At 53.7% G+C, this 23,938-nt stretch carries 26 protein-coding genes and 1 pseudogene; 9 read left to right on the top strand and 18 right to left on the bottom strand.

Annotated elements, in window-relative coordinates; translation table 11 throughout:
* Window positions 1–46: 46 nt before the first annotated feature.
* Window positions 47–976, bottom strand: coding sequence for a BtrH N-terminal domain-containing protein (locus KRAC_RS29790; RefSeq protein WP_007913780.1), 930 nt, complete (start codon window positions 974–976; stop codon window positions 47–49).
* A 27-nt stretch (window positions 977–1,003) separates the two neighbouring features.
* Window positions 1,004–1,828: a MerR family transcriptional regulator gene (locus KRAC_RS29785; protein WP_007913777.1), complete on the bottom strand. Its 825-nt coding sequence runs from the start codon at window positions 1,826–1,828 to the stop codon at window positions 1,004–1,006.
* 279 nt (window positions 1,829–2,107) lie between these two features.
* Here KRAC_RS29785 and KRAC_RS71805 point away from each other — a divergent pair, with 279 nt between their 5' ends.
* Window positions 2,108–2,527, top strand: a complete 420-nt coding sequence (locus KRAC_RS71805) for a hypothetical protein (RefSeq protein WP_157507335.1) — start codon at window positions 2,108–2,110, stop codon at window positions 2,525–2,527.
* 94 nt (window positions 2,528–2,621) lie between these two features.
* Here KRAC_RS71805 and KRAC_RS29775 read toward each other — a convergent pair whose 3' ends face one another.
* The 4 genes from KRAC_RS29775 to KRAC_RS29760 form a co-directional block, all read right to left on the bottom strand.
* Window positions 2,622–3,557: an LLM class F420-dependent oxidoreductase gene (locus tag KRAC_RS29775; protein ID WP_007913776.1), complete on the bottom strand. Its 936-nt coding sequence runs from the start codon at window positions 3,555–3,557 to the stop codon at window positions 2,622–2,624.
* Between the two features lie 304 nt (window positions 3,558–3,861).
* Window positions 3,862–4,752 (bottom strand): YidC/Oxa1 family membrane protein insertase, encoded by an 891-nt coding sequence (locus KRAC_RS29770; protein WP_007913775.1) that lies wholly within the window; start codon window positions 4,750–4,752, stop codon window positions 3,862–3,864.
* A 165-nt stretch (window positions 4,753–4,917) separates the two neighbouring features.
* The gene (locus tag KRAC_RS76370; protein WP_007913773.1) at window positions 4,918–6,432 is read right to left on the bottom strand and encodes a carbohydrate binding domain-containing protein; all 1,515 of its coding nucleotides are present in this window, start codon (window positions 6,430–6,432) and stop codon (window positions 4,918–4,920) included.
* A gap of 232 nt (window positions 6,433–6,664) precedes the next feature.
* A complete protein-coding gene (locus KRAC_RS29760) occupies window positions 6,665–6,970 on the bottom strand; it encodes a hypothetical protein (protein ID WP_007913771.1) in 306 nt (101 codons plus the stop codon).
* Between the two features lie 191 nt (window positions 6,971–7,161).
* On the opposite strand from KRAC_RS29760, the gene KRAC_RS29755 reads away from it, so the two are divergent.
* Window positions 7,162–7,341 carry a hypothetical protein gene (locus tag KRAC_RS29755; protein ID WP_040445316.1) on the top strand — a complete coding sequence of 60 codons (180 nt, stop codon included), beginning with the start codon at window positions 7,162–7,164 and terminating at the stop codon, window positions 7,339–7,341.
* 14 nt (window positions 7,342–7,355) lie between these two features.
* Window positions 7,356–8,045, top strand: coding sequence for an HAD family hydrolase (locus KRAC_RS29750; RefSeq protein ID WP_040445314.1), 690 nt, complete (start codon window positions 7,356–7,358; stop codon window positions 8,043–8,045).
* 69 nt (window positions 8,046–8,114) lie between these two features.
* Here KRAC_RS29750 and KRAC_RS29745 read toward each other — a convergent pair whose 3' ends face one another.
* The gene (locus KRAC_RS29745; protein WP_007913767.1) at window positions 8,115–8,630 is read right to left on the bottom strand and encodes a chromate transporter; all 516 of its coding nucleotides are present in this window, start codon (window positions 8,628–8,630) and stop codon (window positions 8,115–8,117) included.
* Window positions 8,631–8,632: 2 nt separating this feature from the next.
* Window positions 8,633–9,325: a chromate transporter gene (locus KRAC_RS29740; protein WP_007913765.1), complete on the bottom strand. Its 693-nt coding sequence runs from the start codon at window positions 9,323–9,325 to the stop codon at window positions 8,633–8,635.
* Window positions 9,326–9,770: 445 nt separating this feature from the next.
* Here KRAC_RS29740 and KRAC_RS29735 point away from each other — a divergent pair, with 445 nt between their 5' ends.
* On the top strand, window positions 9,771–10,055 hold the full coding sequence (locus tag KRAC_RS29735; protein WP_157507333.1) for a 3-isopropylmalate dehydratase small subunit: 285 nt from the start codon (window positions 9,771–9,773) through the stop codon (window positions 10,053–10,055).
* A gap of 183 nt (window positions 10,056–10,238) precedes the next feature.
* On the opposite strand, the gene KRAC_RS29730 is transcribed toward KRAC_RS29735, so the two are convergent.
* From KRAC_RS29730 to KRAC_RS29720, 3 genes are all read right to left on the bottom strand, one after another.
* On the bottom strand, window positions 10,239–11,435 hold the full coding sequence (locus KRAC_RS29730; protein ID WP_007913763.1) for an MFS transporter: 1,197 nt from the start codon (window positions 11,433–11,435) through the stop codon (window positions 10,239–10,241).
* A 24-nt stretch (window positions 11,436–11,459) separates the two neighbouring features.
* The gene (locus KRAC_RS29725) at window positions 11,460–12,092 is read right to left on the bottom strand and encodes a hypothetical protein (protein WP_007913761.1); all 633 of its coding nucleotides are present in this window, start codon (window positions 12,090–12,092) and stop codon (window positions 11,460–11,462) included.
* A 180-nt stretch (window positions 12,093–12,272) separates the two neighbouring features.
* A complete protein-coding gene (locus KRAC_RS29720) occupies window positions 12,273–12,950 on the bottom strand; it encodes a hypothetical protein (RefSeq protein WP_007913759.1) in 678 nt (225 codons plus the stop codon).
* Window positions 12,951–13,214: 264 nt separating this feature from the next.
* On the opposite strand from KRAC_RS29720, the gene KRAC_RS29715 reads away from it, so the two are divergent.
* Both KRAC_RS29715 and KRAC_RS70305 read left to right on the top strand, forming a co-directional pair.
* The gene (locus tag KRAC_RS29715) at window positions 13,215–13,766 is read left to right on the top strand and encodes a macro domain-containing protein (protein ID WP_007913758.1); all 552 of its coding nucleotides are present in this window, start codon (window positions 13,215–13,217) and stop codon (window positions 13,764–13,766) included.
* 187 nt (window positions 13,767–13,953) lie between these two features.
* Window positions 13,954–14,307, top strand: coding sequence for a hypothetical protein (locus tag KRAC_RS70305; RefSeq protein ID WP_007913755.1), 354 nt, complete (start codon window positions 13,954–13,956; stop codon window positions 14,305–14,307).
* A gap of 54 nt (window positions 14,308–14,361) precedes the next feature.
* On the opposite strand, the gene KRAC_RS29705 is transcribed toward KRAC_RS70305, so the two are convergent.
* The 5 genes from KRAC_RS29705 to KRAC_RS29685 form a co-directional block, all read right to left on the bottom strand.
* Complete coding sequence (locus tag KRAC_RS29705; protein WP_007913754.1) at window positions 14,362–14,811, bottom strand: GNAT family N-acetyltransferase; 450 nt, start codon at window positions 14,809–14,811, stop codon at window positions 14,362–14,364.
* A gap of 103 nt (window positions 14,812–14,914) precedes the next feature.
* On the bottom strand, window positions 14,915–15,319 hold the full coding sequence (locus KRAC_RS29700) for a VOC family protein (protein ID WP_007913752.1): 405 nt from the start codon (window positions 15,317–15,319) through the stop codon (window positions 14,915–14,917).
* 204 nt (window positions 15,320–15,523) lie between these two features.
* On the bottom strand, window positions 15,524–16,669 hold the full coding sequence (locus tag KRAC_RS29695; protein ID WP_007913750.1) for a YncE family protein: 1,146 nt from the start codon (window positions 16,667–16,669) through the stop codon (window positions 15,524–15,526).
* A 185-nt stretch (window positions 16,670–16,854) separates the two neighbouring features.
* The gene (locus KRAC_RS29690; RefSeq protein ID WP_007913748.1) at window positions 16,855–17,289 is read right to left on the bottom strand and encodes a VOC family protein; all 435 of its coding nucleotides are present in this window, start codon (window positions 17,287–17,289) and stop codon (window positions 16,855–16,857) included.
* Between the two features lie 152 nt (window positions 17,290–17,441).
* Window positions 17,442–18,023: a TetR/AcrR family transcriptional regulator gene (locus tag KRAC_RS29685; protein ID WP_007913746.1), complete on the bottom strand. Its 582-nt coding sequence runs from the start codon at window positions 18,021–18,023 to the stop codon at window positions 17,442–17,444.
* Between the two features lie 299 nt (window positions 18,024–18,322).
* Here KRAC_RS29685 and KRAC_RS29680 point away from each other — a divergent pair, with 299 nt between their 5' ends.
* The 3 genes and pseudogenes from KRAC_RS29680 to KRAC_RS29670 all read left to right on the top strand — a co-directional run bounded on the left by KRAC_RS29680 (window position 18,323) and on the right by KRAC_RS29670 (window position 21,135).
* Window positions 18,323–19,066 carry an alpha/beta fold hydrolase gene (locus tag KRAC_RS29680; RefSeq protein ID WP_052568687.1) on the top strand — a complete coding sequence of 248 codons (744 nt, stop codon included), beginning with the start codon at window positions 18,323–18,325 and terminating at the stop codon, window positions 19,064–19,066.
* 261 nt (window positions 19,067–19,327) lie between these two features.
* Window positions 19,328–20,501 (top strand): annotated as a pseudogene (locus tag KRAC_RS29675) (RNA-guided endonuclease InsQ/TnpB family protein).
* Window positions 20,502–20,772: 271 nt separating this feature from the next.
* Window positions 20,773–21,135 carry an Mth938-like domain-containing protein gene (locus KRAC_RS29670; RefSeq protein WP_007913736.1) on the top strand — a complete coding sequence of 121 codons (363 nt, stop codon included), beginning with the start codon at window positions 20,773–20,775 and terminating at the stop codon, window positions 21,133–21,135.
* A 22-nt stretch (window positions 21,136–21,157) separates the two neighbouring features.
* Here KRAC_RS29670 and KRAC_RS29665 read toward each other — a convergent pair whose 3' ends face one another.
* Window positions 21,158–22,138: a methyltransferase gene (locus tag KRAC_RS29665; RefSeq protein WP_007913734.1), complete on the bottom strand. Its 981-nt coding sequence runs from the start codon at window positions 22,136–22,138 to the stop codon at window positions 21,158–21,160.
* Window positions 22,139–22,482: 344 nt separating this feature from the next.
* On the bottom strand, window positions 22,483–23,847 hold the full coding sequence (locus KRAC_RS29660) for a M20/M25/M40 family metallo-hydrolase (RefSeq protein ID WP_040445312.1): 1,365 nt from the start codon (window positions 23,845–23,847) through the stop codon (window positions 22,483–22,485).
* Window positions 23,848–23,938 lie beyond the last annotated feature (91 nt).

Raw genomic sequence — 23,938 nt, 5'->3', positions numbered from 1 at the left:
CTCATCACTGGCTGGTTTGCATGGACTTCCCGAGCCTCAACAATGCTCAAACAAGCGCGGCGATAAACTCCTCCTCACGCTCCGCCAGGCGTTCCAGCAATTCAGGCAAGGCAGCCCGTTCGTTGGCTGCGGATACGTGCTGGAGCTGGCCATAGAGCTGGCACTCTTCCCAACGGATGGCTGCGGCTGCGGGAAGCTTTTCACGAAGGAAGAAGGCGCTATCCAGGCAGCGTTGTGCCGATACTTGCCAGCTAAAGTACGGCAGCGGCCCCAGGTCAATCTCTGGCCATGCCTGTAGATCGCCTGCCAGGGTACGCATAGCGGTGGGGCCATAGAAGGCCGTGGGTCCACCGGGAAACAGTTCTCCTGCCTCCCACGCAACGTTCTCGCGGGCGCGGGCCAGCGTCTTTTCCCAGATCTCTTCCTCAGTTGGCGGCTTCCCCTGTGCGCCGATCTGCCATAAACCGTAGGGTTTGCCCGTGTAGATGTCGCGCTGCCAGGCAGCCAGAAAGTCGCTCAACGAGAGGGGGGTAGCCACATAGCCTGCTGGATCGTGGACAATCACCGCGTCGGGCTGCAAAGCCAGCACCACAATGGCATGGTCGCTGCCATAGAGTTGGGTATGATTAGGTATGTACGTGAGATATCCCATATCGAGCATGCCAGCCACGACCGGGCCCGACTTCAGCGCGTCCTCCAGGCTGGCCAGCGCGGCAGCGTCATCCTGGGAACTCGTATAGGTGTAGCTATAATTCAAAGTACGCAGCAGGTGTTCGCCTGCGCGATGATATACATAGCCATCGACGGCAAAAAAGCTCTGCTTATCGCGAATATACACAAAACCGAATGGTTCGCCACTCACACATTCCAACCACTCAACAGGATACGTATGCCCCTGATGGGCCAGAACCATCTGTAAACTTTTTATCAGACAATAGCTCATTCGTCCCTCAAAGGGAACCAGTGGAAGTGTCATCGTAATCTCTCCTGTTTCTGGAATACGTTAGCTCACATCGCAAGCGGGCAGCAGAGGATACTGGATTTCGGTAATGTAGGACGCCGGATCGTCTGTGTGCGTTGGATTGAGGTGATAAATCTCGCGGCATGGTCCCGCTATGCGATAGCTGCTTGTCGAGAGCCAGCGATCCAGCGCGCTATAAGCGCTGCTGATGTTTCTATAATCACCGCGATAAATGACGCACGCGACCTGCTCCCCGCCCGCAAGCCTTTCACAGCAGAGATCGGCCAGGGAAGGAGGCAAGGCAGTGACTGGCATGCCCACAAAAAGATCAAATCCTTCATCCAGTTGACTCTCATCATAGTAGAGATGGATCAGAGGGCCACTTGAGGTCACCGCGTGTTGCTCGCAATGACGCAAGACCATTTGCGCGAAAGGGCCGATCTCTGCGGTTGTCGCAACGCACTGGCGGAGACCAACCAGCGTAAGCGGCTCGGTCTGTTTAAGCGCGACATCATACAGCGGAACACTGTCAGCGTCGGCCAGTTGCTGTGTGCGTGCAATCATGCGCTGGAGACGCGCCTGCTCATCCGCAACGAGTTGCTCCTGAGCCGCTATCCGCTGGTGCAGCAGTGCCTCAACCGTCTTCGTGTCGTAGGTTCGCAGCAACTGCGCGATCTCTTCCAGAGTAAAGCCGCAGTCTTTGAGCGCCAGAATACGCACCATATCGACCAGTTGCCCGATTTCATACAAGCGGTAGCCGCTCTCTGGATAGATTCTCGCTGGCCGCAGCACGTTCAGTGCATCATAGTGTCGCAACGTTTTTATCGATACCTGGCTGAGACGCGCAAATTCTCCAATCTTGAGCATAATCTTCTCTTCCTCCGCTTCTCAAGAAAGCTTACATCCTCCCCTTAGGGGAGAGTCAAGGGAAAAGTGAACCATCTTTGCGTCTTTCAGACGCGAACTGATATCTCCCTAGAAGGCATTTGTGCTCATGATATCCTATTGTGCAATTTTTGACCATTTTATTGTTTGCTAATTTGCTGAGCTAATGAGAAATCACATATGATGTAGTTGGAGAAATTACTTCCAATAGCAGCAGAGGGAAACGAGAAAAGGGTTCTTTCTGCTTGAAAGACCAATGCGATGATGAATTTATCCTTTGGAGACTTTATCTTTGGAGATTTGCGTAACTGGTCTATTTTTACGGGCCTAAGCGCTGCTGTACTTTGTGCCAGCGCGATCTTGCTCCTGGTTGCCAACTTGATTCGTAGAAGGCAGGCCTGGTGGCAAAATGCTGTCTTCTTGCTTGGGCTGGCTATGGGGGCCTGGTCGCTGCTTGTCGCGTATGATGCGTATCACCGATGGAGCGCGATGGTTCAACAGACGCCGCCACATGCCTATGCCGTTACGTCCATAGCTTTTGCGGGTTCCTATCATGCAGGCATTGCCAGGTGCCAAACTCAATGTGTTCTAATTCTTATAGCCGTTATCCTGCTTTTGCTTATCGCTGGCTGGTCAGCCTGGTCTTCTAGCAGGCTTAAAACTGCTTCAGAATCTGCTTGATACAAAAGATGCGCTACTGACGCACGCGCCTACGCCTCCCGAGCTACATGCTGATGCCTGGCGTAGGCGCGTATGCGTCAGTAGCGCATCTTCCTTACTTCGCGATAAACTCTTGCGCGAAGCGGTGGAGCGTCGTCAGGTCGGTTGCGCTGGGGAAGTCGATAATGATCTCGTGAATGCCCAACTCCTCCAGGGCCGCGATGCGCTGGCGGATGGTCTCGGGGCTACCCACGAGGGAGGTGTCTCTGAGGTTGCCCCTAGACTTTTCGGGGACCAACGCCAGAGCCTCCTCATCCGTATCGGCGATGGAGCAGAACGAGCCAGTCGTGTTATAGATGCTGCTATAATCGCGTCCCACCGTCTCGCAGTGCTGCTTGAGTACCCCAAGCTTATGCTTGATGGTTGCCAGTTCGCCGCCCACGTTGCAGGCGTCGCCGTACTGGGCCACCAGCTTGAGCGTAACCTTCTCGCCGCCACCACCGACGAGGATGGGGGGGTGTGGCTTCTGCACGCCTTTGGGCTGGTTGATCGCGCCACGTACCTGGTAAAACTTACCTTCGAAATGGGCCTCTTCCTGCTCCCACATGGCGTGAATGACCTGGAGGGCCTCGCGCAGCATGCGCAGGCGCTCAGGCGCATCGGGATAGGGATAGCCATACGCCTTATACTCGTGCTCATACCAGCCCGCGCCAATGCCGAAGTTCAAACGGCCATGGCTCAGGACATCCAGTGTACTCGCCATCTTGGCCAGCAGGGCGGGATTACGGTAGCTATTGCAGGTCACGATCTGCCCGATGCGGACGCGCTTGGTATCGCGTGCGATAGCTGCCAGCGACATCCAACTCTCAAAGGTGACCTCCTGTGTTGGCGTAGGAACTGTGTGGAAGTGATCTACCATCCACACCGCCTCAAAGCCCGTCTCATCCGCGGCCTTTGCCACATTGGTCATTGTCTCATATGCCTCAATAGGATCCTTAATACCCACCAGGCTCATAGTCCAGCCATTGGGAAGCGAGATACCGTATTTCATGCATAACCTCTTTCCATTGTGAAATATAGAAGTAAATCAATATAGCGGGGAGCTTCTACCTCACGTTCACCATGCCCCTCCCTCTCTGAAGCCAGCACATAACTGGCCCCTTTGATTATAGCCCAACATCAGGCCCATGTTCAATCTCAGCCATTTGCTTAGCGGTCCGCTCGCCAAGCGTGTAGGGTCCATGCTGGCATGGACTCGCCCGGCCCGCAGGCCGATACCCAACCGCTGGGGAGATCGCTGCGCTCGCAGTTCATGCCAGCATGGACCCTACATTTGTTGTGCTACTAAAACATAGCTACTTGCGTCGTCGCGAAGAGTTCGGGTTGCTGTGCCTCCTGTTGCGCCGCTTGCGTTGCGGGGCTAGGGATCGAGTCTTGAGAGCGCTTTGTTGGACGGGCGAGTTAGCTTCTTGAGCCATTGCGGGTTTGAGGGGAACTCCTCCCCAGACGGAGACAATATACTGCTGGCCGATGTTCATAAGGAGGGAGACGACGCGGTAGAGCGCCAGGCCTGCCGCGAAGTGCCAGGCAATGAGAACGGTCATGGCGGCGGGAAGCAGGAGTAGCAACCATTGCATGTTCTGTGAGACGTGCTGCATGGTATCGCGTGCCTCAACCGCGGCCAGTGGTTGGGTTAGCCAGGTCTGGAGGAGGGTAAGCAGCCCGGTCAGCAGCGGGAGAATTGCTGTGGGATCGGGAGCGCCGAGCGAGATATGCCAGGTGGCGTTGAGCACAGTGAACCACGTGAGGTGCAGATTGGGGAGAGAGGTGACGTGGACAACAAAGGGATAGAGATAGCGATTGATGTCAGCAACCAAAGGCGCTTGCAGGATCATATTGAGGGCGAAATACAGCCCAGAATAGATAGGAGCTTGGATAAGTAGCAAGAGGAAGGTTGAACTGGTGCGAATACCATACGCTTTATACAACTCTTGCAAAGCGCGTGTCTGAGCCAGGCGATCAGAGGCATAGCGCCTACGAAGGGCCTGAATCTCGGGCTGGAGCCGCCTTGTTATCCTGCCCTGGCGTATCTGTCGTAGTGTCAAGGGCAGGAGGAGCACTGAGATGCTGACCGTCAGCACGACCAGCGCCAGGCTAAAATCCCCCAGCCAGGCATATAGCAGGAGGAGCGCGTTAAAAATCGGGTACGTGAAAAGTGTATGAAAGAGAGTCACAATACTGGACATAATTTCTCCTTACCAGGCAAACAAGTAAAACATGCCTTTTCATTGTTTACGTCAGGAGAAATATAAAGTTGAATAAGGTGTGCGGTAGCGCTCTGGCACTGCCAGAGCGCTACCGCACACCTTATTCTGCTCGCCATAGCGTGGCGAGCATGTGTTTCCTATAGTCTAACTAAGGGAGACGTCATCGACGTAGACGTTGCCCTGGGCGTACCAGCCGTGGACATAGATGGTAGCGCTGCTCTGCGAGGCACCTGTGGTGAAGGTCACGCTGAGCAGTGTATAGCTGCTGCTGCTGGTCCAGTTGCTGGCGCCGTTTTGTACTCCCAGGTAGGCATATGGCCCATCCACATAGGCGCTCAAGGTGTAGGTGTGATTGGGCTGGACGCTGATGGTCTGATCACACTCACCCGTGGTCGAGCTGCTCGGGACCATAGCCAGGGCATGTGAGCCGCTGTGGACTGGGCTGCTCACCACGCTATCGCCCGCCTGGCAGGTCCAGCTGGAGAGGCTGCCTGTCTCAAAGCCAGCGTTGCTGACCAGGTTTCCGCCAGTTGGAGGCGTGGGAGTGGGAGTAGGCGTCTGGGTCTGGGTAGGCGTTGGCGTGGGCGTCTTTGTCTGGGTGGGTGTAGGTGTAGGCGTGCTACCACCACCGCTGCTACCGCTGGTAAAGGGTTTCCAGAGATTGGTGAAGGCGTAGGTGCTTTGCGAGAGGCCGCTACAGGTATCGGAGGCAGTCGTTGAACCGGCGCAGTTGCCGTTATCGCGTGGGACCTCCCAGAAGGCCAGCTCCCCAATCTTGTTTGTCTGAGCGAATGAGAGCACCTGCGAGGCATTACTCAGGCTAAAGACCTCGCCCCCGGAATCGTTCTGCCCAATCATGGGTGTGATGCCAACCATAGCCCAGAGCTGGCTAGAGCTTTTCGAGGGGAAGATGCTCTGTAACTCGGAGTGGAGTCCATTGGCCGCGTTGATGGATTCCTGCCCCATCTGGCTATCGGGCGAGCCATAGTCCATAGTCATAAGGTTGACGATGTTGAAGTTTACGCCGTGTGAGACCGCGTTATTTAGCAAGCCCAGGCTATCGCTGAGCAGGCCAGTTGTCGCGGAGGGGAGCGTGAACGAGATGGTCAGGCCGGGATTGGCGGCCTGCAACGCTGCCAGGGCCGTATTGCGACGTGTGTAGGTCGTCGAGTCGCCCTGCTCTCCGCCCTCGATATCGAAATCGAGATGCGTTGCATGGTACTGGTTAATGACGGCCTGGTATTGTGCCTGCAAGGAACTGACGGTGCTACAGGTCTGTGCCAGTTCCTGTCCGGCCGCGCCACCGAACGAGATAATGATATCGCCGCCCTGACTGCGCAAGTAGCTGATATCGCTATCCAGGTTAGGCAGATAGATACTGGTCTGGTTCAGCGGGATTGTACCGGCCCAGTCGGCGTTGCAGCCATTGCCGGTAATGAAGGCCAGCGTGTAATACTTTTGTCCGGTTGCCTGGGCAACCGATTGTAGCGAGGCACCAATGGTGACATCCTGATAGGGAGCGAAATACGACGAGGGAAAAGACGAGGCGGCATGGGCCTGACCGGCGTTGCCGATCTGCATCAGCCCGGCTGTCACCGCGCTGGTGAGCAGCAAAAATCCTGCCGCGATCACAAAAAGCATCCTGCGTGAACGGTTCATGCAGCTTTCCTCCTTGAAAACCTGGCAACAGCGAATGAAACAAAAGAAGGCGTTTCACGCGTTGCCTCTACAAAGGGGTTGGTGTACCAGGCTCCTGGAAGAGATCCTTTCTTCACAAAGCTGATACATACTTATAACTGTACTGTTGAAACGCGTTCTTGTCAAGACGTCTAGACCACTAGTTGTATTTTATGCTACTGGTTGGGGTAAGGATGGGAGGGCTTTCTTGAGATTAAACATCTTCCTGAGAAGAGAGCCAGAATTGCAGGCGGTCTTTCAAGCGTTGGACGTCGGCGGGGGTTAGACCGGCGCGTTGGCAGCGCTGGGCGAAGAGCTGATCATAGTCCTGGTGGGCTGCGAGAACCTGCTGGAAGGAGTCGAGCAGCACCTCTTCGTTCTGGGCGAAGGTCGCGTAGTAGCCTGCGTCGCCGCCAAGATTGACCGCGAAACGGCGACATGCGGCCAGGATGCGCACGCAGCGCTTCTCATCCTCGCGCAGGGCTGTGAGTTCTTTCATATCATCCGTATGTTCTGCCATGTTTGCTCCTCGTATTTGTGGTTTTTTATGTATTGTAACCTATGCCCGCTACTGGCGAACGCGGCTACTGGGGCCGTGAATGTGATGTGCGAAATTTCATTTGGGTGGCTGCTTGTATGATCGCGGGTTGGCGGGATATACTCAGAATAACCTGAGATGGATGAGGTAAAGAGAATGCATATCTCGCCAACATGCGGGAGCGTGGTCGCGGCTTCAACGCATTCGAACAGCACCAGCAGCACACCCAGGCGCGCCAGAACTGGCTCTATGGACAATGGCTGGCACGAGAGGCCGAGCGCCGGCCTTCCCGTCTGCCTGTGCGCCCCTGGGAGACGTTGCTTAGTCGCGCATTGGTGAGTATAGAACCATGAAGGAGGAAAAACGCGTGCCTATTCGCCTACCCTACCAGACCCAGGCGGTGCTATTTGATCTGGACAATACCCTGTATTCCAGAGAGCAGGCATTTGAGGCGTGGGGACGGTCATTTATCAAGTCTCACATAGCGAACGGTGATGAAAGGGAGATCGAACAACGCCTCAAGCAGCTTATCGCATGGGATAACTATGGCATGACGCCACGAGAGAAGCTCTTTCAACAAGTTAGCGGGGCCTATACAGGGCTGTCAGCACCTGTGGAGGAGTTGATTACAGCCTACCGCCAGGAACTTTCTCTGCATATCATGCCTGACGAGAGTATGCCTGGCTTGCTGCTTACGTTAAAAGAGGCCGCCATCCCATTTGGCATCATTACTAATGGAAGCGTGCAGAATCAACAACGAAAGATTAGGCGGCTTGGTCTTGAGCAGTTCACCTCCTGTATTTTTATCTCTGAGGCGTTTGGTGTCAAAAAGCCTGATGCCTCGATCTTCCTGGCTGCCGCTTCATGCTTAAACACGAAGCCAGAAGAAATTCTCTTTGTTGGAGATCATCCTTATCTTGATATGTGGGGAGCACATGCCATTGGGATGAAAACTGCCTGGCTGCACAGTTCTCTTCCATGGCCAGCAGATCTTTCCTCTGATGTTGCTGATATTACGATTGATTCACTGCATGAACTCCTGGCATTGATTGGATAGGCCTGCTACTGGCATACGCGGTTATTGTGGGCTTGGAGAAGTAGCCGCGTATGCTGGTAGCGGACTCTTTTAGCGGAAGCCATAGAGGAGGTAGCCTGCTCCCATGGCTAGAAGCAGGGTCAGGAACGATCCGATGCGGCGGTTCATACAGAGTGCGCAGGCTGCCAGGCAAATCAGAACGCTTCCAATATCGATGGTACGTCCATCCAGAATAGACCATGCTGCACTTAGCAGGATGCCAATCGAGACCAGCGAGAGGCTGCGGATAATCGCCTGTGCCCAGGCCTGGTGCTCAATGCGGTGGTATGCTGCCTCCAGCGGAAGGATGAGTAGCGGGGGAAGCACCAGGGAGAGCAAGGCCAGGCCTGCTCCAGGGAGGCCATATATCAGGTAGCCCAGACTGACCGTCCAGAGGCCATTGGAGCCTGGGCTAAATTGCCCAATTGCCAGCGCCTCGCCAAAGTCGGCTTCTCGTGCCCACCCCTTGCTCAATAGATCGCGATGCAAACTGGCAAGGTTGCCCACTGAGCCGAAAGAGAAGAGCGATGCTTTGAGGAAAAGCAGAAAATAAATGACAGGATTCATCTCTATTGCCTCCTTTGGGCTGCTGCTTGTCTTGGAGCAAGCTTGGTGCGCAGGGGAAGAAAAAATCCTACACTCAACAGAGCTGCGCCCAGCATAACCAGTACGACGTCTATATGCCAGAAGATCAATGCGCTGGCGCTGCTTAGAATGATGACCAGGCATTCAATGAGGCTCAAGCTATCTGCTTGATAGCTCTTCTTTACCAGTGGTTGGGCAAACTTAATCGATAAGGTAAGCATAATGCCAGCCGTAGCTGGAATAACCCCCTGAAGCATGGCCTGCACTGCTGGTAGATTCTGTACAGCCTTAAAACCGGCTGAAAAGAGCAGTGTAATGAGTGCGCTGGGTATAAGTAGCCCGGCGAATGCTGCGATGACATTCTTCCATCCGCCGATCTTGCGAAACATTAGAATCATTGTCGCGAACATGACGATACCCGGTGAAATCTGACTTAAGCTCCAGTAGCGACTATATTCCTCTTCCGTTGCCCATTTCATCTGCTCTAGGCATTTGCGCTGAATCAATAATAACGTCGCCGATCCCCCCCCCAAACGACATGACACCAATTTTGAACCAGGTAGTGAATACAACCCAGAAGGATGGTTTATCAGGGGCTGCTTCAGAGTCGTCTGCTGCTCGCTTTCTAGAGCGCGTATAGATGCCTTCTCTTCTGTATCAGACATTTGTGGGTGCATAAGACAATCTCCTATCACGTAGCTTGCCAGGTATAAAGAGCTGAATAGGCAAAACTCGCACGCGTTTCACTTGTTCAGGAGTATAGCTTGTGCTAGATGATATGTCTAATACCTATTTATTCAAATTTTAATAACAAAAAAGCATCACTGTCGGAGAAAAAAGCTAGATAGTTGATGCCTTTAGATTATCAAATATCGGAAAAATAAGTATTGGACATATCACTTGCTGACGATTATACTGCTGGTAAAGGCTGGCTTGCATGTGTTACAGGATTTAAGTGACAAGGATGTCTAGTCGTCATGTTGTGAAAGGGACGATTTTTATGCCACAAACAACGAGAACACAAACGATGTTTGAGAAGATCTGGCAATCTCACGTGGTGCGCGAAATTGAGGGGCAGGGATCGCTTCTGTATATTGATCGCCATCTTATCCACGAGGTTACATGCCCATATGTCTGCCAGAGAACGTGATTCAGTCGCTCTTTGACGCGGTTGAGGCTACGCCGAGCTATGCCTTGACAATTGATTTGCCTTTACAGCGTGTTATCACATCTAGTGAGCAGGTACATGCCCTCGACATTGATCCCTTTAGAAAAGATGTGCTTGTGCAAGGGCTGGACGCTGTTGCGCACACACTACGCTTCCAGGAAGACATCACGGCCTTTGAGGCGAGTCGCAGAGAGAGCGTGCCCTGGTATGAGGCTACTATTGCAAATACGGGAGGATAACTCATGCGTGAAACACTATTACCTGGTTGGGGCACGCAACGTTCCAGTTCATAACGGCGCGTTGAAGTTATCGAGATAGCACCCGAAACCATCGCCATCAGTGGCTGATGAGGCGATATTGGCCCGCTACTGGCATACGCGGCTACTCTAGGTCAGTAGCCGCGTATGCCAGTAGCGGGCTTGTTATGCGGGCGAAGCTATATGTCTCGCCAAAACGCGCCAGAGGATAATCATCGCCAGAGTCAGGAGGATGATAAAGGGCATGAGCGTCCAGATGCCCACAGCCTGGGCCAGCAGGCCGGCCAGCCAGGGGAAGACGCCCAGGCCGATGATGCTGATGCTGATCAAGAGGCTAATCGCGCTTGCCGCCAGGTGCGAGGGGACCAACTTGGGCATGATGGCGACCGTGAGAGGATAGAGCGGTGCAACACCAAGGCCCATAAGGCAGAAGGCCAGAGCCGCGCTAATGCCCGAGGGTACGAGCCAGGCCAGAAGCGCGCTGAGCACAATACAGATCAGGCATATATAGACGAGGACGGTTGAGCTAATCCCCATGCGCTCGGCCTGGCGCTGTAAGAAGAAGCGCCCCAGCGTCAACCCCAGCCAGTAGCCACTCACGATCCAGCCCGCGATAAGCGGACTCTGAGCGCGCTCATTGAGCAGGAAGGTGTAGCCCCAGCTACCCGCGCAGGTCTCCACGCCGACATAGACGAGCAGAAAGAGCGTCGCGATCCAGACCACGGGGAGCTTGAGCGTCGCGCCAAAAATGCCCTCTTTCCTGGCTGGCTCGTCTCTCTGAGTATCCTGGATGTTCGCAGGCACACTAAAGAGCGGACCCAGGCCGAGCGCGAGGGGCAGGCAGAGCACGACGAGGAAGAGGTACGTGATATTCCAGCCCCAGAGGAGCGTCAGGAGCGCGCTGACGAGCAGGGGACCAAGCAGTGATCCCACGCCGAAGAAGGCGTGCAGGTTGTTCAGGAGCGTCTCTTGCCTGGGCTGTGTACTGATATAGATATTAAAGCCTGTTTCGATGATGCCTGAGCCCAGGCCAATGCAGAGGCGAGCCCCGAAGAGCCAGAGAAATGGCAGGCGCAGGCCAAAGCCCGCGAAACCGAGGGCAAAGATGACAGTCCCCAGGAGCAAGAGCCAGCGCAGCCCAAACTTCTCAATGAGCAGGCCACTACTTAAGGATGAGAGGAAATAGGCGAAGGGCGAGACGAGCAAGAGCAGACCAATCGTGGCGTCTCCCACGTGATAGTACGCGCCCAGGCTGGGCAGAATGGGACCGCTTACACCGCTACTGATGCCCACAAGCATAAAACCAAAGAAAGATAACCAGATCGAGAGGCGCCGGGAGGGTACGGATACCGCGTTTTGCATACAAAACCTTAATTTAATACAGACTTATGCGTTGGGCTGAAAGGAGTCGAGCACCGTATCGAAGAGGCCATCATACCCGCCTGAGCCCTCGCATACCACAAGTTTATAGAGGTTGGCCTGATCCTGCCCATAGGCGATATCGTAGTAGAGCGCCTTGCCATCCCTGGAGACCTGAACGCGCGTCGTCCACCAGGAGATGTTATTGAACGTTTGCTGCTTGATGGCGCCAGGGCTGGCCGCCTGTTTAACCAGTGTATCCTCTTGCAGACTATTTTTCAATGAGTCGCTGGTGGGCATTCCCGCAAGCTTCTCCGCGTCAATCGTCGTTTCCTGGTTGTTGGGGGCCGTGAGCAGCACAGTGGCGTCGCTCTCCTGTGTTTTGTTCCAGTTGGCGGGATAATTGAAGGCGAAATAGCTATTGTGATAATTCTGTGTGCCGCCATCGGCCAGCGCCTTACCCTGAGGCGTTGGAGTAGGCGCGGGCGTGCTGTTAATGGTTGGTGTAGGGGTTTGGCTGATTGTAGCGCTTGTGGGTACCGACGTTGGTGTAGGCGTGAGCGAAGAAGCACTATCGCTCCCTCCGCAGGCGGCCAGCAGGAGAGCGAGCAGGCCGAGCGCGAGACCGAGTGTAAGACGTAGAGAAAGACACTTTTTCATAGAGAATGTACTCCAGGCATGCATGATTATGGGGATAAGAGGTGCTATTCAAGTATAGTAACGCTTGTGAATGCGACAAAAGCACGCTTAGATCAGCCATAAATTAAGAGTTTTCAAAAAAGAGCCGGGAGCAGCGACGCTCAGCGTCGCTGCTCCCGGCTCTTTTTTGAAAAACTACCCTTACCCGCGCTGGCTCTCATCTGGCGCGGTGCCGCTGGTGGTGGGACGACGGCGTAGGGCGACAACCGCTGTCCCCAGGCCGATGAGTCCTATCAGTGCGCCAAGTGAGCCAACGAGGACGCCAGTATTCTTCGCGTCCTGAATCTGAGCTTGCAGATTGCTATTGCTCTGCTGGGATGTTGTCGTGGCCTGGCTGGCGGGATAGGCTGTGATCTGCGCCACCTCGCTGAAGGTATTGGGGCCACCGGTGAACTTCTCGTCGATCTTCTGTCCATTGAGCGCCCCGGTGAAGTGGAAGGTGTAATCGCCGGTTTTAGTTGGAATGAAATCGGCGGTATACTTGCCGGGCGCGCCATCGACGGGCTGGAGGGTAAGGGCCAGGGGCGAAGAGCCACCTATACTAACCTCGGCCTTCAGGCTCTTATCCGCGTCGTTGAACGGATTTGAGACCGGGCCGCTATCTCCTCCGCCCGCGATCTCACAGGTCTTGCCATTGCAAACCGTCAGCGAGATCGCGTTCTGGCTGTTCTCATAGGCTGGCTCGTTGAGAAAGCCGACGATAAAGGTGTAGTTGCCGACATGGCGCACCTCGTGCGCCGAGGCGGAGGACAGGGGAATAAGTGCCAGCAGGAGCGCTGCCAGCACTCCCACACTGCTTATAATCAAGCGCTTGCGCATCAATGTAGCTACCTTTCACTCATCTACTCTTGTTTGCTTGCTGAACGGGAGTATTTTGCATCATCAGAGTAGAAAAAACATGACGGATGTACCATACAGTGTAGAAGAGCGGCTCGCTGCTGTCTATTAGGAGAAATCCCTATTTTTTTAGTCAGATGACCTTACTTAATTTATTGGATGGCTTGACGCAGGTAATATATTTATGAGTTAATTCTTCTCTAGACAAGCTTGTTGGATCTTCTTGGGAAGGAATGAGAAGGCAGAATGTCACAACCTATACAGTATATCGTCGATGGCGATCTATTTCGGGCGAGAGAGCAGGTCATTGTCAATCCCGTTAACTGCCGGGGTATCATGGGGGCGGGCCTGGCGCTGGCCTTCAAGCAGCGCTACCCTAAGATGTTTCTAGTCTACAAGCAGCAATGCGAGAGCGGCGAGCTGCGCATCGGCCAGCCATGGCTCTACACCGTAAGCCAGCCCTGGATCTTGAACTTCCCCACCAAGGACCACTATCGCCAGCCCTCGCGCCTGATCTACATCCAGCAGGGGCTGGATTATCTTATAGTCAATTGGCAGCAGCAGGGTATTGAGAGCATTGCCTTCCCTAAGCTTGGCTGCGGCAAAGGCGGCCTCTCCTGGGACGAGGTTGGTCCCCTGATGGCGCAGATACTCGCCCACCTACCCATCCTCACCACTATTTATATCGATAAGAGTGATCGAGAGTTATTAGTAGGTGAGAGATGCGCTACTGACGTACACGCCTACGCGCGGGGGATGCACCTCCATACGGGGACATGTAGGCGTGTACGTCAGTAGCGCGCTCACATCATGGCCTTTGCCCTGATAGGCTATATATCCTTTTTGCCTGATTCTGACTTAGAGACACAGCCGGGCTGCGGCGATAGCTGGTCCAGAGCTGGGAGAGGCGTCCGATGCTTGAAAATTTGTTCTAAAACAAGTATAATGCTTTTGTTGATGTATGTTAGCGGAAGAGAGGCTTTCTGTGTTAGATGAATCTATAACATCAGAGGAACGCTTTGCTGTGCTTGTTGGGGAGCTGCTCAGTTATCCGGGTGTCACGCCGCCAGCGGATGGAAGACAGGCGAAGAAGGGCTTTGGCGCCTCGGGACTGAAGGTGCATGATAAAATCTTTGCTATGCTCACCCGGGGCAGGCTTATCGTGAAGCTACCGAAAGCGCGGGTAGATGAACTGGTGGTCTCTGGCGATGGCGAGCGCTTCGATCCTCGCAAGAATGGTCGCCTTATGAAGGAGTGGCTGGTGCTCGAACCAACATCGCAGATAGAGTGGCTCGCCCTGGCGCGGGAGGCCCTGGCGTTCGTGTCTGCCCAGCATTGAGCACGATTTTTCAGGTTAGTAGCGTGAAATCGCTAAAACTTTACTCCTTCTTACTTATACATAGCTCTTGCGAAAGGTCTCTCCAAGATCGCGAAAGCCGTAGCGGCGGTAGAAGCTGGCGGAGTGCTCGGTGGAGGAGACCTCCAGGCGCGCGTGTGGGTAGAGGGTGTGGCACGCGTCCAGCAGGCTACTTCCGATGCCATGACCACGCCACTGCTCAGCGATGAGGAGTTCGAAAATATAGGTTGTGATATGCTTATCGCTCCAGGCGCGCACGAAGCCGATTACCTCGCCGTCTACTTCGGCGACGAGCGTGGGCCAGGAGTTGCGCCAGCCTGCCAGCGCGTCCTCCGGTCGCCGATTTGGTGTTGGCCATCCCTCGGCCTCTGAGAGGCGTTGAATGGCCGCAAAATCCTGCTCCTGCCAGGCCCGAATCACTATACCTTCTGGGATGTTTTGCTGTGCGAGGGCGTGTTCCAGTTCGCTTATATGGTGCGATGTCATTATCTTTCCTCTTGAGGTATCTTTTGCATAGAAGTGTTTTTAGTATAACATAGCCTGTGCTATATGAGCGAGGTTTGCCGGAGGCAAACCTCGCTCATATAGCCTACTCCTGGCGTTTACCGCCCAGGGGGAAGCGGTCCCAGGGATTCTGGTTGGCTGTAATACGGTAACCATCGGGATCGGCGAAGACGAATGTTCGTCCAAAGGGGCCATCAAAGGGTGGTTTGATGATGGTGGCACCCTCTGCATGGAGCTTGCTCCAGAGCTCGTCAACATTATCGCAGTCGATCCAGAGCGCTATCCCCAGCCCAGGCTGAGGCGTTTCGTCCAGGTTCGCCGTTGCCTGGCTGATCGCGAAGGGGATGGTGCTGGATTCGAAGAGGACCACACCCGGTGCGGTGAAGCTCGTATCCTCATTCAGGCCCAATAGCTCAAGATAGAATGTGCGCGAGATTGCGAGATCACGAACCTGTAAGTTGAGAAAGTCTGGTCCGAGTAGTTTGCCCATGAGTATACCTTCCCTTCAAAGCTATATGCGACGTGTTAGCCAACGTCTGCGATTTCTCTTCTTACAAGGAGTATAACCAACGAGCGTGACAACAGTATGTCAGCAGCAAAATAATTTTTTTGCTACTGACATACGGATTGTATAAACAGGGACGAAACAAGGAAGACGCTGCGTCTTCCCCCTCTCTATCAGGCTCCGGTACTACTACTGCCCGTAGATCACGAGGCCCAGTCCCTGCTGAGGTACATAGATCTTGCCTGTCGTAGGACTGGCGGTCACGTTATGTGATTTATCTGTGAGCGCGATCTGCTGTATCAACTGCCCATCCGCTTTGGTAATGGCCAGCGTGGCCGAGTCTGTGCTTAGCTCATTGCTATTGGCGAAGAAGAAGTGTTCATGGGTGTAGGCAACGAAATCGCCGCTATCAGTATTGGGAACCAGGACGGTCTTCCCGGTCTTTAGATCCAGGATCTGAGAGTTGCCCGCGCTACAGGCTAGCCCAAGCTGAGCATGACTGCCTATTGCCAGGCCATTGGGGTTACAGACATAGGGAAGTGAATACTCGCGTCGACGCGTGACCTTCTTCGTTGACGTATCATGTTGTAGCACGTAGACCGCGCCATAGGGATGTGTTGAAGCTCCCGTGACTGAGAGAAAGAAGCGCCCATCCGCGAACTCGATATCATCCAGGCCGCGTGCATTGCCTGTGGTTGCGGCCTCAGGAAAGATCAGGCGTGTCATGGGAAACTCATTCTGGCTCACCTTACTGGTATCGATGAAGGAAACCACGGGAATCTCGTCATTGCCATTGACCACCGCCAGCAGGTGATCGGCCTCATCGAAAGCCATCGCATCCGCGCGTAGCTCACCCAATTTGGGTGTAATACCCACGACCTGCTTCGTCTGCGTGCTGAGGAAAACCACTGTGCCATCACCATTGGAGGCCGCCAGCAGGTCTGGAGCCACGCGAAGCACATGGTTGGGACCATTCTTATTATGTTCCTCGCCTGTGAAGGGACCCGGAATACTGTAGAGAAGGGTATTCGTCTTTAGATCGAGCACATCGATGCTCTTATTGTCGCGATCGGCGAGATAATAGCGCGACTCGGCCTCATCGAGATAGGCTCCATCAAAGACCAGCGAAGATGCATTGGGGAGCGCAATTGAGCTTATCTGCTTGTAATTGCTTGCCCTATGCGCGACGACTTTGGGAAGGGTCGGCTGAACCGTGCTAATGGCCCGCGAGAGGATAAAGAAGTGCGAGAGACAGAGTAGAGCGAGTAGTCCAAGAATGGACAGGAATATAACCACGGTAAGGACCTTGCTGCCTTTTAAATACTGTGCTTGCATTAGTTGAAAGCTCTCTTTACTAAGGAAAAGATATCTTGCTTTCAGCATAATGAGCCAGGCAATAAAGCGACATCAATAAGCCTCCGTAAGATTGTAGGGTCCATGCTTGCATGGACTGAGCGCGCTGGAGATACGATTGATCCGCGAGCATGAGTCCATGCAAGCATGGACCCTACAAAATATGATTAAGAGTGAGCAGATGTTGTCCAGCTATTGTCTGCGGTAGCGTGGGGCGAGTTTGGGGCGATCTGCATGAGCTCGATGCGGTTGCCATCGGGATCGGTCAGCCAGTACTGCCAGTTATTGTCCAGGCCACGGGTAGGCTCGCCGCTGATGGGGAGGCCGCGTGCCTCCAGCTCTTTGAGCGTTGTTGCCATATCCTCAACAAGGAGGCAGAAATGGTTGTAGCCGACCTGGGAGGACTTGTTCTCGCCGGTCGCACCCGGAAAGAGTTCAATAAAGTGTCCAGGGGCGATCTGGAGGTAGACGATCCAGGGTGAGGGCGTCCCCTCACGGTCCAGGCGGAAGGCCTCGCGTAGGCCCAGCTTATGGCAATAGAAGTCCAGCGAGCGCTCCAGGTTACTAATGTTGAAGGCAATATGGCCTATTCCTTTAATCATGACACTCCTCATTTCTTTTTTGTATTGATTATCTTTAAAGTATGGCTTCATCTTCTAAAGAATGTCAAGTCTTGGGTTTGATTTCTCGCGGCTGTGGCCATTGCCGTGGTAAGTGAGGTGATGCGCCTCGCTGCTACAACCGCTTCTCTTCCTCACCCAATCCCAAGGGCGTGGCAGACGAAGCGGGCAGTCTCCACGATGTAGTGCTCAATGGGGATGGGTACGTTGTAGATGTAGCATTGCACGGCAGCATAGTAGACGGTGCCTACGATGAGGGTGGCTGTGATCGTGGGGTCAATGGCTGAATTGATGGTGCCTTGTGACTGCTCGTAGCGTAGCAGGTCCGAGATCAGGCGATGGTAAGGCGAGAAGACAAACTCGTGCTCTGAGGCGGACTCAACGAGGCGTGCCAGGGCGAGGACATCGCGATAGGTACTTAGAATGTTGAAGGTGTCTGTAATGCTTTTCTCGATCTTTTGTTTCAATAATCCAGGCCCGGCGAAGGCGCTGGTCAGCGCGATCTGGACCTCGTTCTGCATCTCGACCGTGAGGGTTTTAACAATCGAGGCTTTGGATGGGAAATACCAGTAAAAGGTTCCCTGAGCTACACCTGCCCTCGCCACGATCTCCGAGATTTTTGTCGCTTCATAGCCCTTCTCCGCCATGATCTCGCGTGAGACTTTAAGTAATTCTGCGCGGCGGTCCACCCTGGTGTTTTTCGCGTTCTGGTGCATATCTTCTTATTCCCCTGGCTGCATAGAAATCTTGCTGAGCGCTTTTTTTAGCATAGCACACCATCGGCTTAAAAGTACATTATCCTTATTTTGAATAAAAGTCAGAATTGATTGTAATGCAAATTTATGGGACAATGTTAACAACATATCCCACCGGGTAAGGAGGGAGCGTGCAGCACTATTAAAGGAGATCTGTACTAGTATAAAGAGTAGCAATTGAACGTATTCGATGATGTATAAGCACAGTTGAGTAGGTTTAGAAAGGCAGGCATGAGACCTTGAAGCTTGCAAGACATGTTATGACGCTCGATGGAGAGCAGATGCACTACTCAGTGGTGGGCCAGGGCGAGCCACTGGTCCTGGTGCATGGCCTCTCTGGCTCGTGGCGCTGGTGGCTGCGCAATGTGCCTACCCTGGCGCAGCATTATCGTGTCTACCTCGTGGATCTCCCAGGCTTTGGCAGTATGCGGCATCTATCGAAGAAGTTTGATCTGTTGCGCTGTGCCGCGTGGCTGGATATGTGGATGAAGGAGCTTGGGCTGGAGGAGGTGCGCCTGGTTGGGCATTCCATGGGTGGCTATATTTGCATGGAACTGGCGACCCTGCGCCCGGAGAAGGTCAAGCACCTCGTGCTGGTCGACTCTATTGGCATCCCCTTTGGACCAATGGTAAACCAGTTGGAGGCGATGGCCATGCGCTCTATTTACCGGACCACACCGGCTTTCTGGCCCTACATGGCCTATGACTATTTACGCGCCGGTCGCCTCATGGTACGGCGCGCGGCTGAGCAGATTATCGCCCTGGACGCCGCATCTGTTATCTCCTCCGTCGTGGCCCCGACGCTCCTGGTCTGGGGCGACCAGGATGACCTGGTCCCGTTCTCACTTGGTCAGCAGCTCCATGCTAACCTCGCCGGTTCGCGCCTGTTGATCCTTGAAGGCTCCAATCACTTCAGCATGTTCGACCAGCCGCAAGTCTTTAATAGCGCTATTCTGGCCTTCTTCCAGGGTCAGGAGATCGGTGACCTCTATGCTCTTACATAGTTTTCCACCCCGCCGTCACCCTGCGCCCCAAATACGGCCTCAAGATGACCCTCCACCGGCGGACAGTATAACTATTACAAAGTGAAGAGAAACGGGCATGTATAGGCACGTGCCTATACATGCCCGTTTCTCTCTTTATCTAACCGCGCCAGAAGACCCCTGTTGCGCAAACATGGGGATGAATGGCGCGCTCCTTTCTTGGGGTGGATAGGGCAGTGCAAATTGTTGCATTTTTACGCCGTAACTGCTATGATGTAACCTATGAAACAGAAACGCGCTTTCAAGTACCGCGTATATCCCACACCAGAACAACAGCAGATCCTTGCTCAAACCTTTGGGTGCTGTCGCTTCGTCTATAACTGGGCCTTGCGCAAGAAAACCGATGCCTATTACAACGACCATCAGCGACTCTATTACAAAGAGTTGAGTCTCCTGTTGACTGACTTGAAAAAGCAAGAAGAGACGCACTGGTTGAACGAGGTTTCCAGTGTGCCCTTGCAGCAGGCTCTTCGCCACCTGGACAAAGCGTTTCTCAACTTCTTTGAAGGACGTGCCAAATACCCGACCTTCCACAAAAAGCGAAATACCCAATCCGCCACGTATACAGCCAATGCTTTCACCTGGCGCAATGGCTCTCTTACGCTTGCCAAGATGAGCGAGCCTCTCCAGATCGTGTGGTCGCGTCCTCTGCCAAACGAGGCCATTCCTTCAAGCGTCACTATCACCAAAGATTGCGCTGATCGCTACTTCATCAGTCTCCTTGTGGAAGAGGAAATTGCCCATCTGCCTTGCAATGAGAAGGCGATTGGTGCTGATCTTGGCTTGAAGTCCTTTGTGGTTCTCTCGACGGGTGAAGTGGTAGGCAATCCCAGATTCTTTCACAAGGACGAAAAGAAACTGGCGAAAGCTCAACGCCGCCATGCCAAGAAGAAAAAGGGCTCGAAAAATCGAGACAAGGCGCGTCTCAAGGTCGCACGCATTCATGCTCGTATCGCTGATCGTCGCCGTGACGCGCCTGCACAAGCTCTCTACCCGCCTGATTCGTGAAAACCAAACGATGTGCGTGGAGAGTTTGCAGGTCAAAAATATGGTCAAGCACCCAACCCTGAGCAAAGCGATCAGCGATGTGGGATGGAGTGAGTTTGTGTCTCAGCTCGAATACAAGGCAGACTGGTATGGTCGAAACCTTGTCAAGATCGACAAGTGGTATCCCTCCAGTAAACGGTGTTTCGAGTGTGGTCATATTCTCACCTCCTTACCGCTTGATATCCGCCAATGGGATTGTCCTGAATGTGGTGTCCATCATGACCGCGATATCAACGCTGCCAAGAATATTGTGACCGTGGGGCTCACGGTCCTCGCCTGTGGAGAGTCCATAAGACCAGGACGGGTTTCGTCTCGTTCTGGCAAGACTCAGCGAAGCAGGAAACCCTAGAGGCGACTCTAGGAATCCCCTGGCTTTAGCCATGGGGAGAATGTCAATTGGGTAGCGCTACGCAAGCTGATTCTCATGGAATCCTATGAAGAGACGTTCGCTGAAAGCAGCACTATTGTGGTCAAATTTTTTTGCATATCAGTAAAGGTGAACAAGCGAAGGTTACACCTTTGCTTAGTGGTATACTATAGCCAAAGCTTTTTGTCCACAGAGCGCTTTTTCTTGAACGAGCCCACATCAGCATGCCAAATAGATGTGGAGGAGCAACAAGATGAAACCCACCATTGATCAGACCACCTTTGGCTCAATTACCATTGAAGGAACCGTCTTCGCGCACGATGTGATGATCAGGCAGAGTGGTCAAGTAAAAAAGCGGAAGAAAAAATTATCTAAGGCCCTCTATGGTACATCGCACATCCTTTCTCAAGACGAGGCGAAATACGTCTATGAAAAAGGGGCGAAACGGCTCATCATTGGCACGGGACAGTATGGCAATGTCAGACTTTCTGATGAGGCAGCTGAGTACTTCCAGCAAAAACAATGCCAGGTGGATTTGTTGCCAACACCTCTGGCAATCCAAACCTGGAATGAGGCCAACGGCACAGTAATCAGTCTGTTCCATGTCACCTGTTGAGTACAAAGCACTTTTTCACACATCAGTGCGCTTCGGCGACAATGAAACTGGAAGGTCCTGACAGGGGCTGGTGGCTGAAGCGCTGCCAGCCACTTTGTAGGAGCCATGCACACACTTCCTCCTCGCTATAAACATCGCCTTCACCAGTCGCGACCAGGAACTCCCCAGCTATCAGAGCAGCGAACAGGGGTTGGGTATGTGTGGTATCGGTCCAGAAATCCACAAGTAGCAGACGCGTACCAGTAGAGACATGCGCACGAAGACGTCGCAGCAATGTGAGATTATGTTCTGGAGAAAACATATGTATCACGTGGGCAAGAATGATAACGTCGTGGCCAGTAGGAAGGGGATCTATAAAGAAATCTCCCTCAACAATGTTCACTTGTTTCGCCACAGACGTTTCCGCTAGACGTTGATGCGCAAGCGTTGCTATGTGTGGGAGTTCGAAAAGGGTAGCCTCTATAGTGGGATATTGCTGCAAAATAGCATGGAGAAATAATCCCGCTCCCCCACCAAGGTCGAGCACACGGCAGTGGCTACCAAAATCATAGGCCGAGGCCAGGGCTATCGCCGCCCCGCTAGTAATAGCCTCCACTCCTTCCAAGAAGATCTTGTAACACTCCTCGTCTGGCGGTTCGAATGTTCCCTGACCAGTACGAATACGCTCTTCGAACTGGAGCCATGCTGGGTAGCTGATCCGATTCCAGAAATGTAGGAATGGACGCAGATCAGGAGATGTATGCCCACTCAGGTAGGAGGCGGCTACTAGACTGTTCTGATAATAATCGTTCTGGCGCTCAATAAAGCCCAGGGCGACCATCGCATCAACAGTAATGCGCAACCTGGAGCATGGAGTTCCTATCCGTTGCGCCAGAGCATCTAACGTCATTGGGCCCTCGGCTAAGTGCTCAAAAAGTCTAAGTTCGTTTGCGACATAGAGATGTTTGGAGGCCATAAAACCACTGGCAACCTGAAAAATGGCATCAGGTGGGACAATCGGCATAGTATGCACCCCTCCTCATCAATATTAGACAGAAGAAACAACCATCCGGTTGAGATCGACATTCCCTTTTCTAGGCATTACCATAGCCAGAGGCTGTTCTCCCGTTTATCTAGCAGTGCTTACGCTTTGATGTACCCTGGCGTCTGTTTGCTTCCTCCCTTCAACTTCTCTCTTTGTAGTTTATTCCTAGTGAGGAACAGCATGCGGGTTGTCCTATTTTGCTTGTACGATTACAGCAAATCGCTTTGTGTCAAATTAGCGTTCACGCCTGCCGCGTCCACGATCTGCCGCTTCCAGGCTGGCATTCCCACGAAGCTTACATCCAGATCGACCGAGTAAAAATTTTAGGCGCTGATCTGTGTGACGACCCGCTGGAGCACGCGTAAGCCAAAGGCGACGTTTGCCACTGAGATGCGCTCGTCATGTCCATGCGCCATCTGTTGCGGCGAGGGCCAGCCGGGCTTCGGCATCATTGGATCAAAGCCATAGGCGATAATCCCTCGTGGTATCAAGAAGCGCGAGTCCGTCATGGCTGGCAGCAGGTACGGTGAGACCAGAGCCTCTGGATCATGCGTGGCGAGCGCATCACGAATAGCCCTGAACAGCTCCGTGTCTTGCTCACATTCATGCCCATTGAAGGTGGCGCCCTCAACCTCAACCGCGACATTGCGGTCGGCGATCCTCCGCCGTAGCTCTGCCACAAACATCTCCGGCGTCTGCCCCGGCAGCAAGCGCCCATCGAGGGTCGCCGTGGCCTCACCTGGAATCACGTTAGAGGCATAGCCAGCCTGTAAGAGGGTTGGTGAAGCCGTATTATGCAGCATGGCGCGCAGGGCATCGGCTATGTAGGTATCTAGCGTCCCGAGTAGCGACTCAGAGAGCAGGGGATTGAGTACCAGGGGGAGAAGTGATTGCTGTGGCTGTTTCTGCGTTTGGGCCAGGGTGGCGATTAAGGCGCGTGCCGTTGCGGTCACATGCAGTGGCAGCGGAGTCATCGACACGCGGCGGACCGCGTTCGCCAGGCGCGAAATCGCGTTTCGCTGATGGGGAACAGAACCGTGGCCAGGGTCCCCAGTAGCCCGCAACCTGATAAGAGCGCTGCCTTTTTCAGCGGTTGAGCAGACATAGATGCGCTTGCCACCAACCTCGACGGCAAAGCCGCCTCCCTCGTTGAGTGCATACTCGACATCTATAAGCTCTGGCGCGTTTTTGGCGATCCAGCCCATGCCATAGGTGCCGCCCTGCTCCTCATCTGCTACAGCCAGGAAAATCAGGTCGCGGCTTAACGTCATCTCATCAGCCTTGGCCTGGCGGGCGGCGTGCAAAAAGATTGCCAATTCCTTGGCCGTCAGGCTCTTCGTGTCCACAGCCCCGCGCCCGTAAATATACCCATTCTGGATGGTACCCCCAAAGGGGTCCACAGACCAATGCTCGCGCTCAACAGGGACCACATCCACATGCGAGAGCAGCAGCAACGGGCGCTTTGTGCCATTTCCACGTATCCGCGCCCAGATATTTACCCGACCAGGAGCGGCCTCGAGCACGCGATACTCGATCCCCTCAGCTTCAAACTGGGAACGAATATATTCGATAGCCGTGCTCTCATTGCCGGGCGGATTTACCGTCTCGCAACGCAGCAAGGCCTGTAGATGTTTTACGGCTTCTGCAGCCAGCTCCTCTGTGCCATCAACCATATGTATGTCTCGCATATACACGCCCTTTCACTGTCAGCAGGAGCCTCTAATAATACCAGCAAGATCACAAGCTAGCAGGCTCTTTAAAGGTGTTGGAGTTAGCAGT

Source organism: Ktedonobacter racemifer DSM 44963, assembly GCF_000178855.1.
GTDB lineage: Bacteria > Chloroflexota > Ktedonobacteria > Ktedonobacterales > Ktedonobacteraceae > Ktedonobacter > Ktedonobacter racemifer.
The sequence above is the reverse complement of the archived record's forward strand: the minus strand, read 5'-3'. Positions and strand labels throughout refer to the sequence as shown.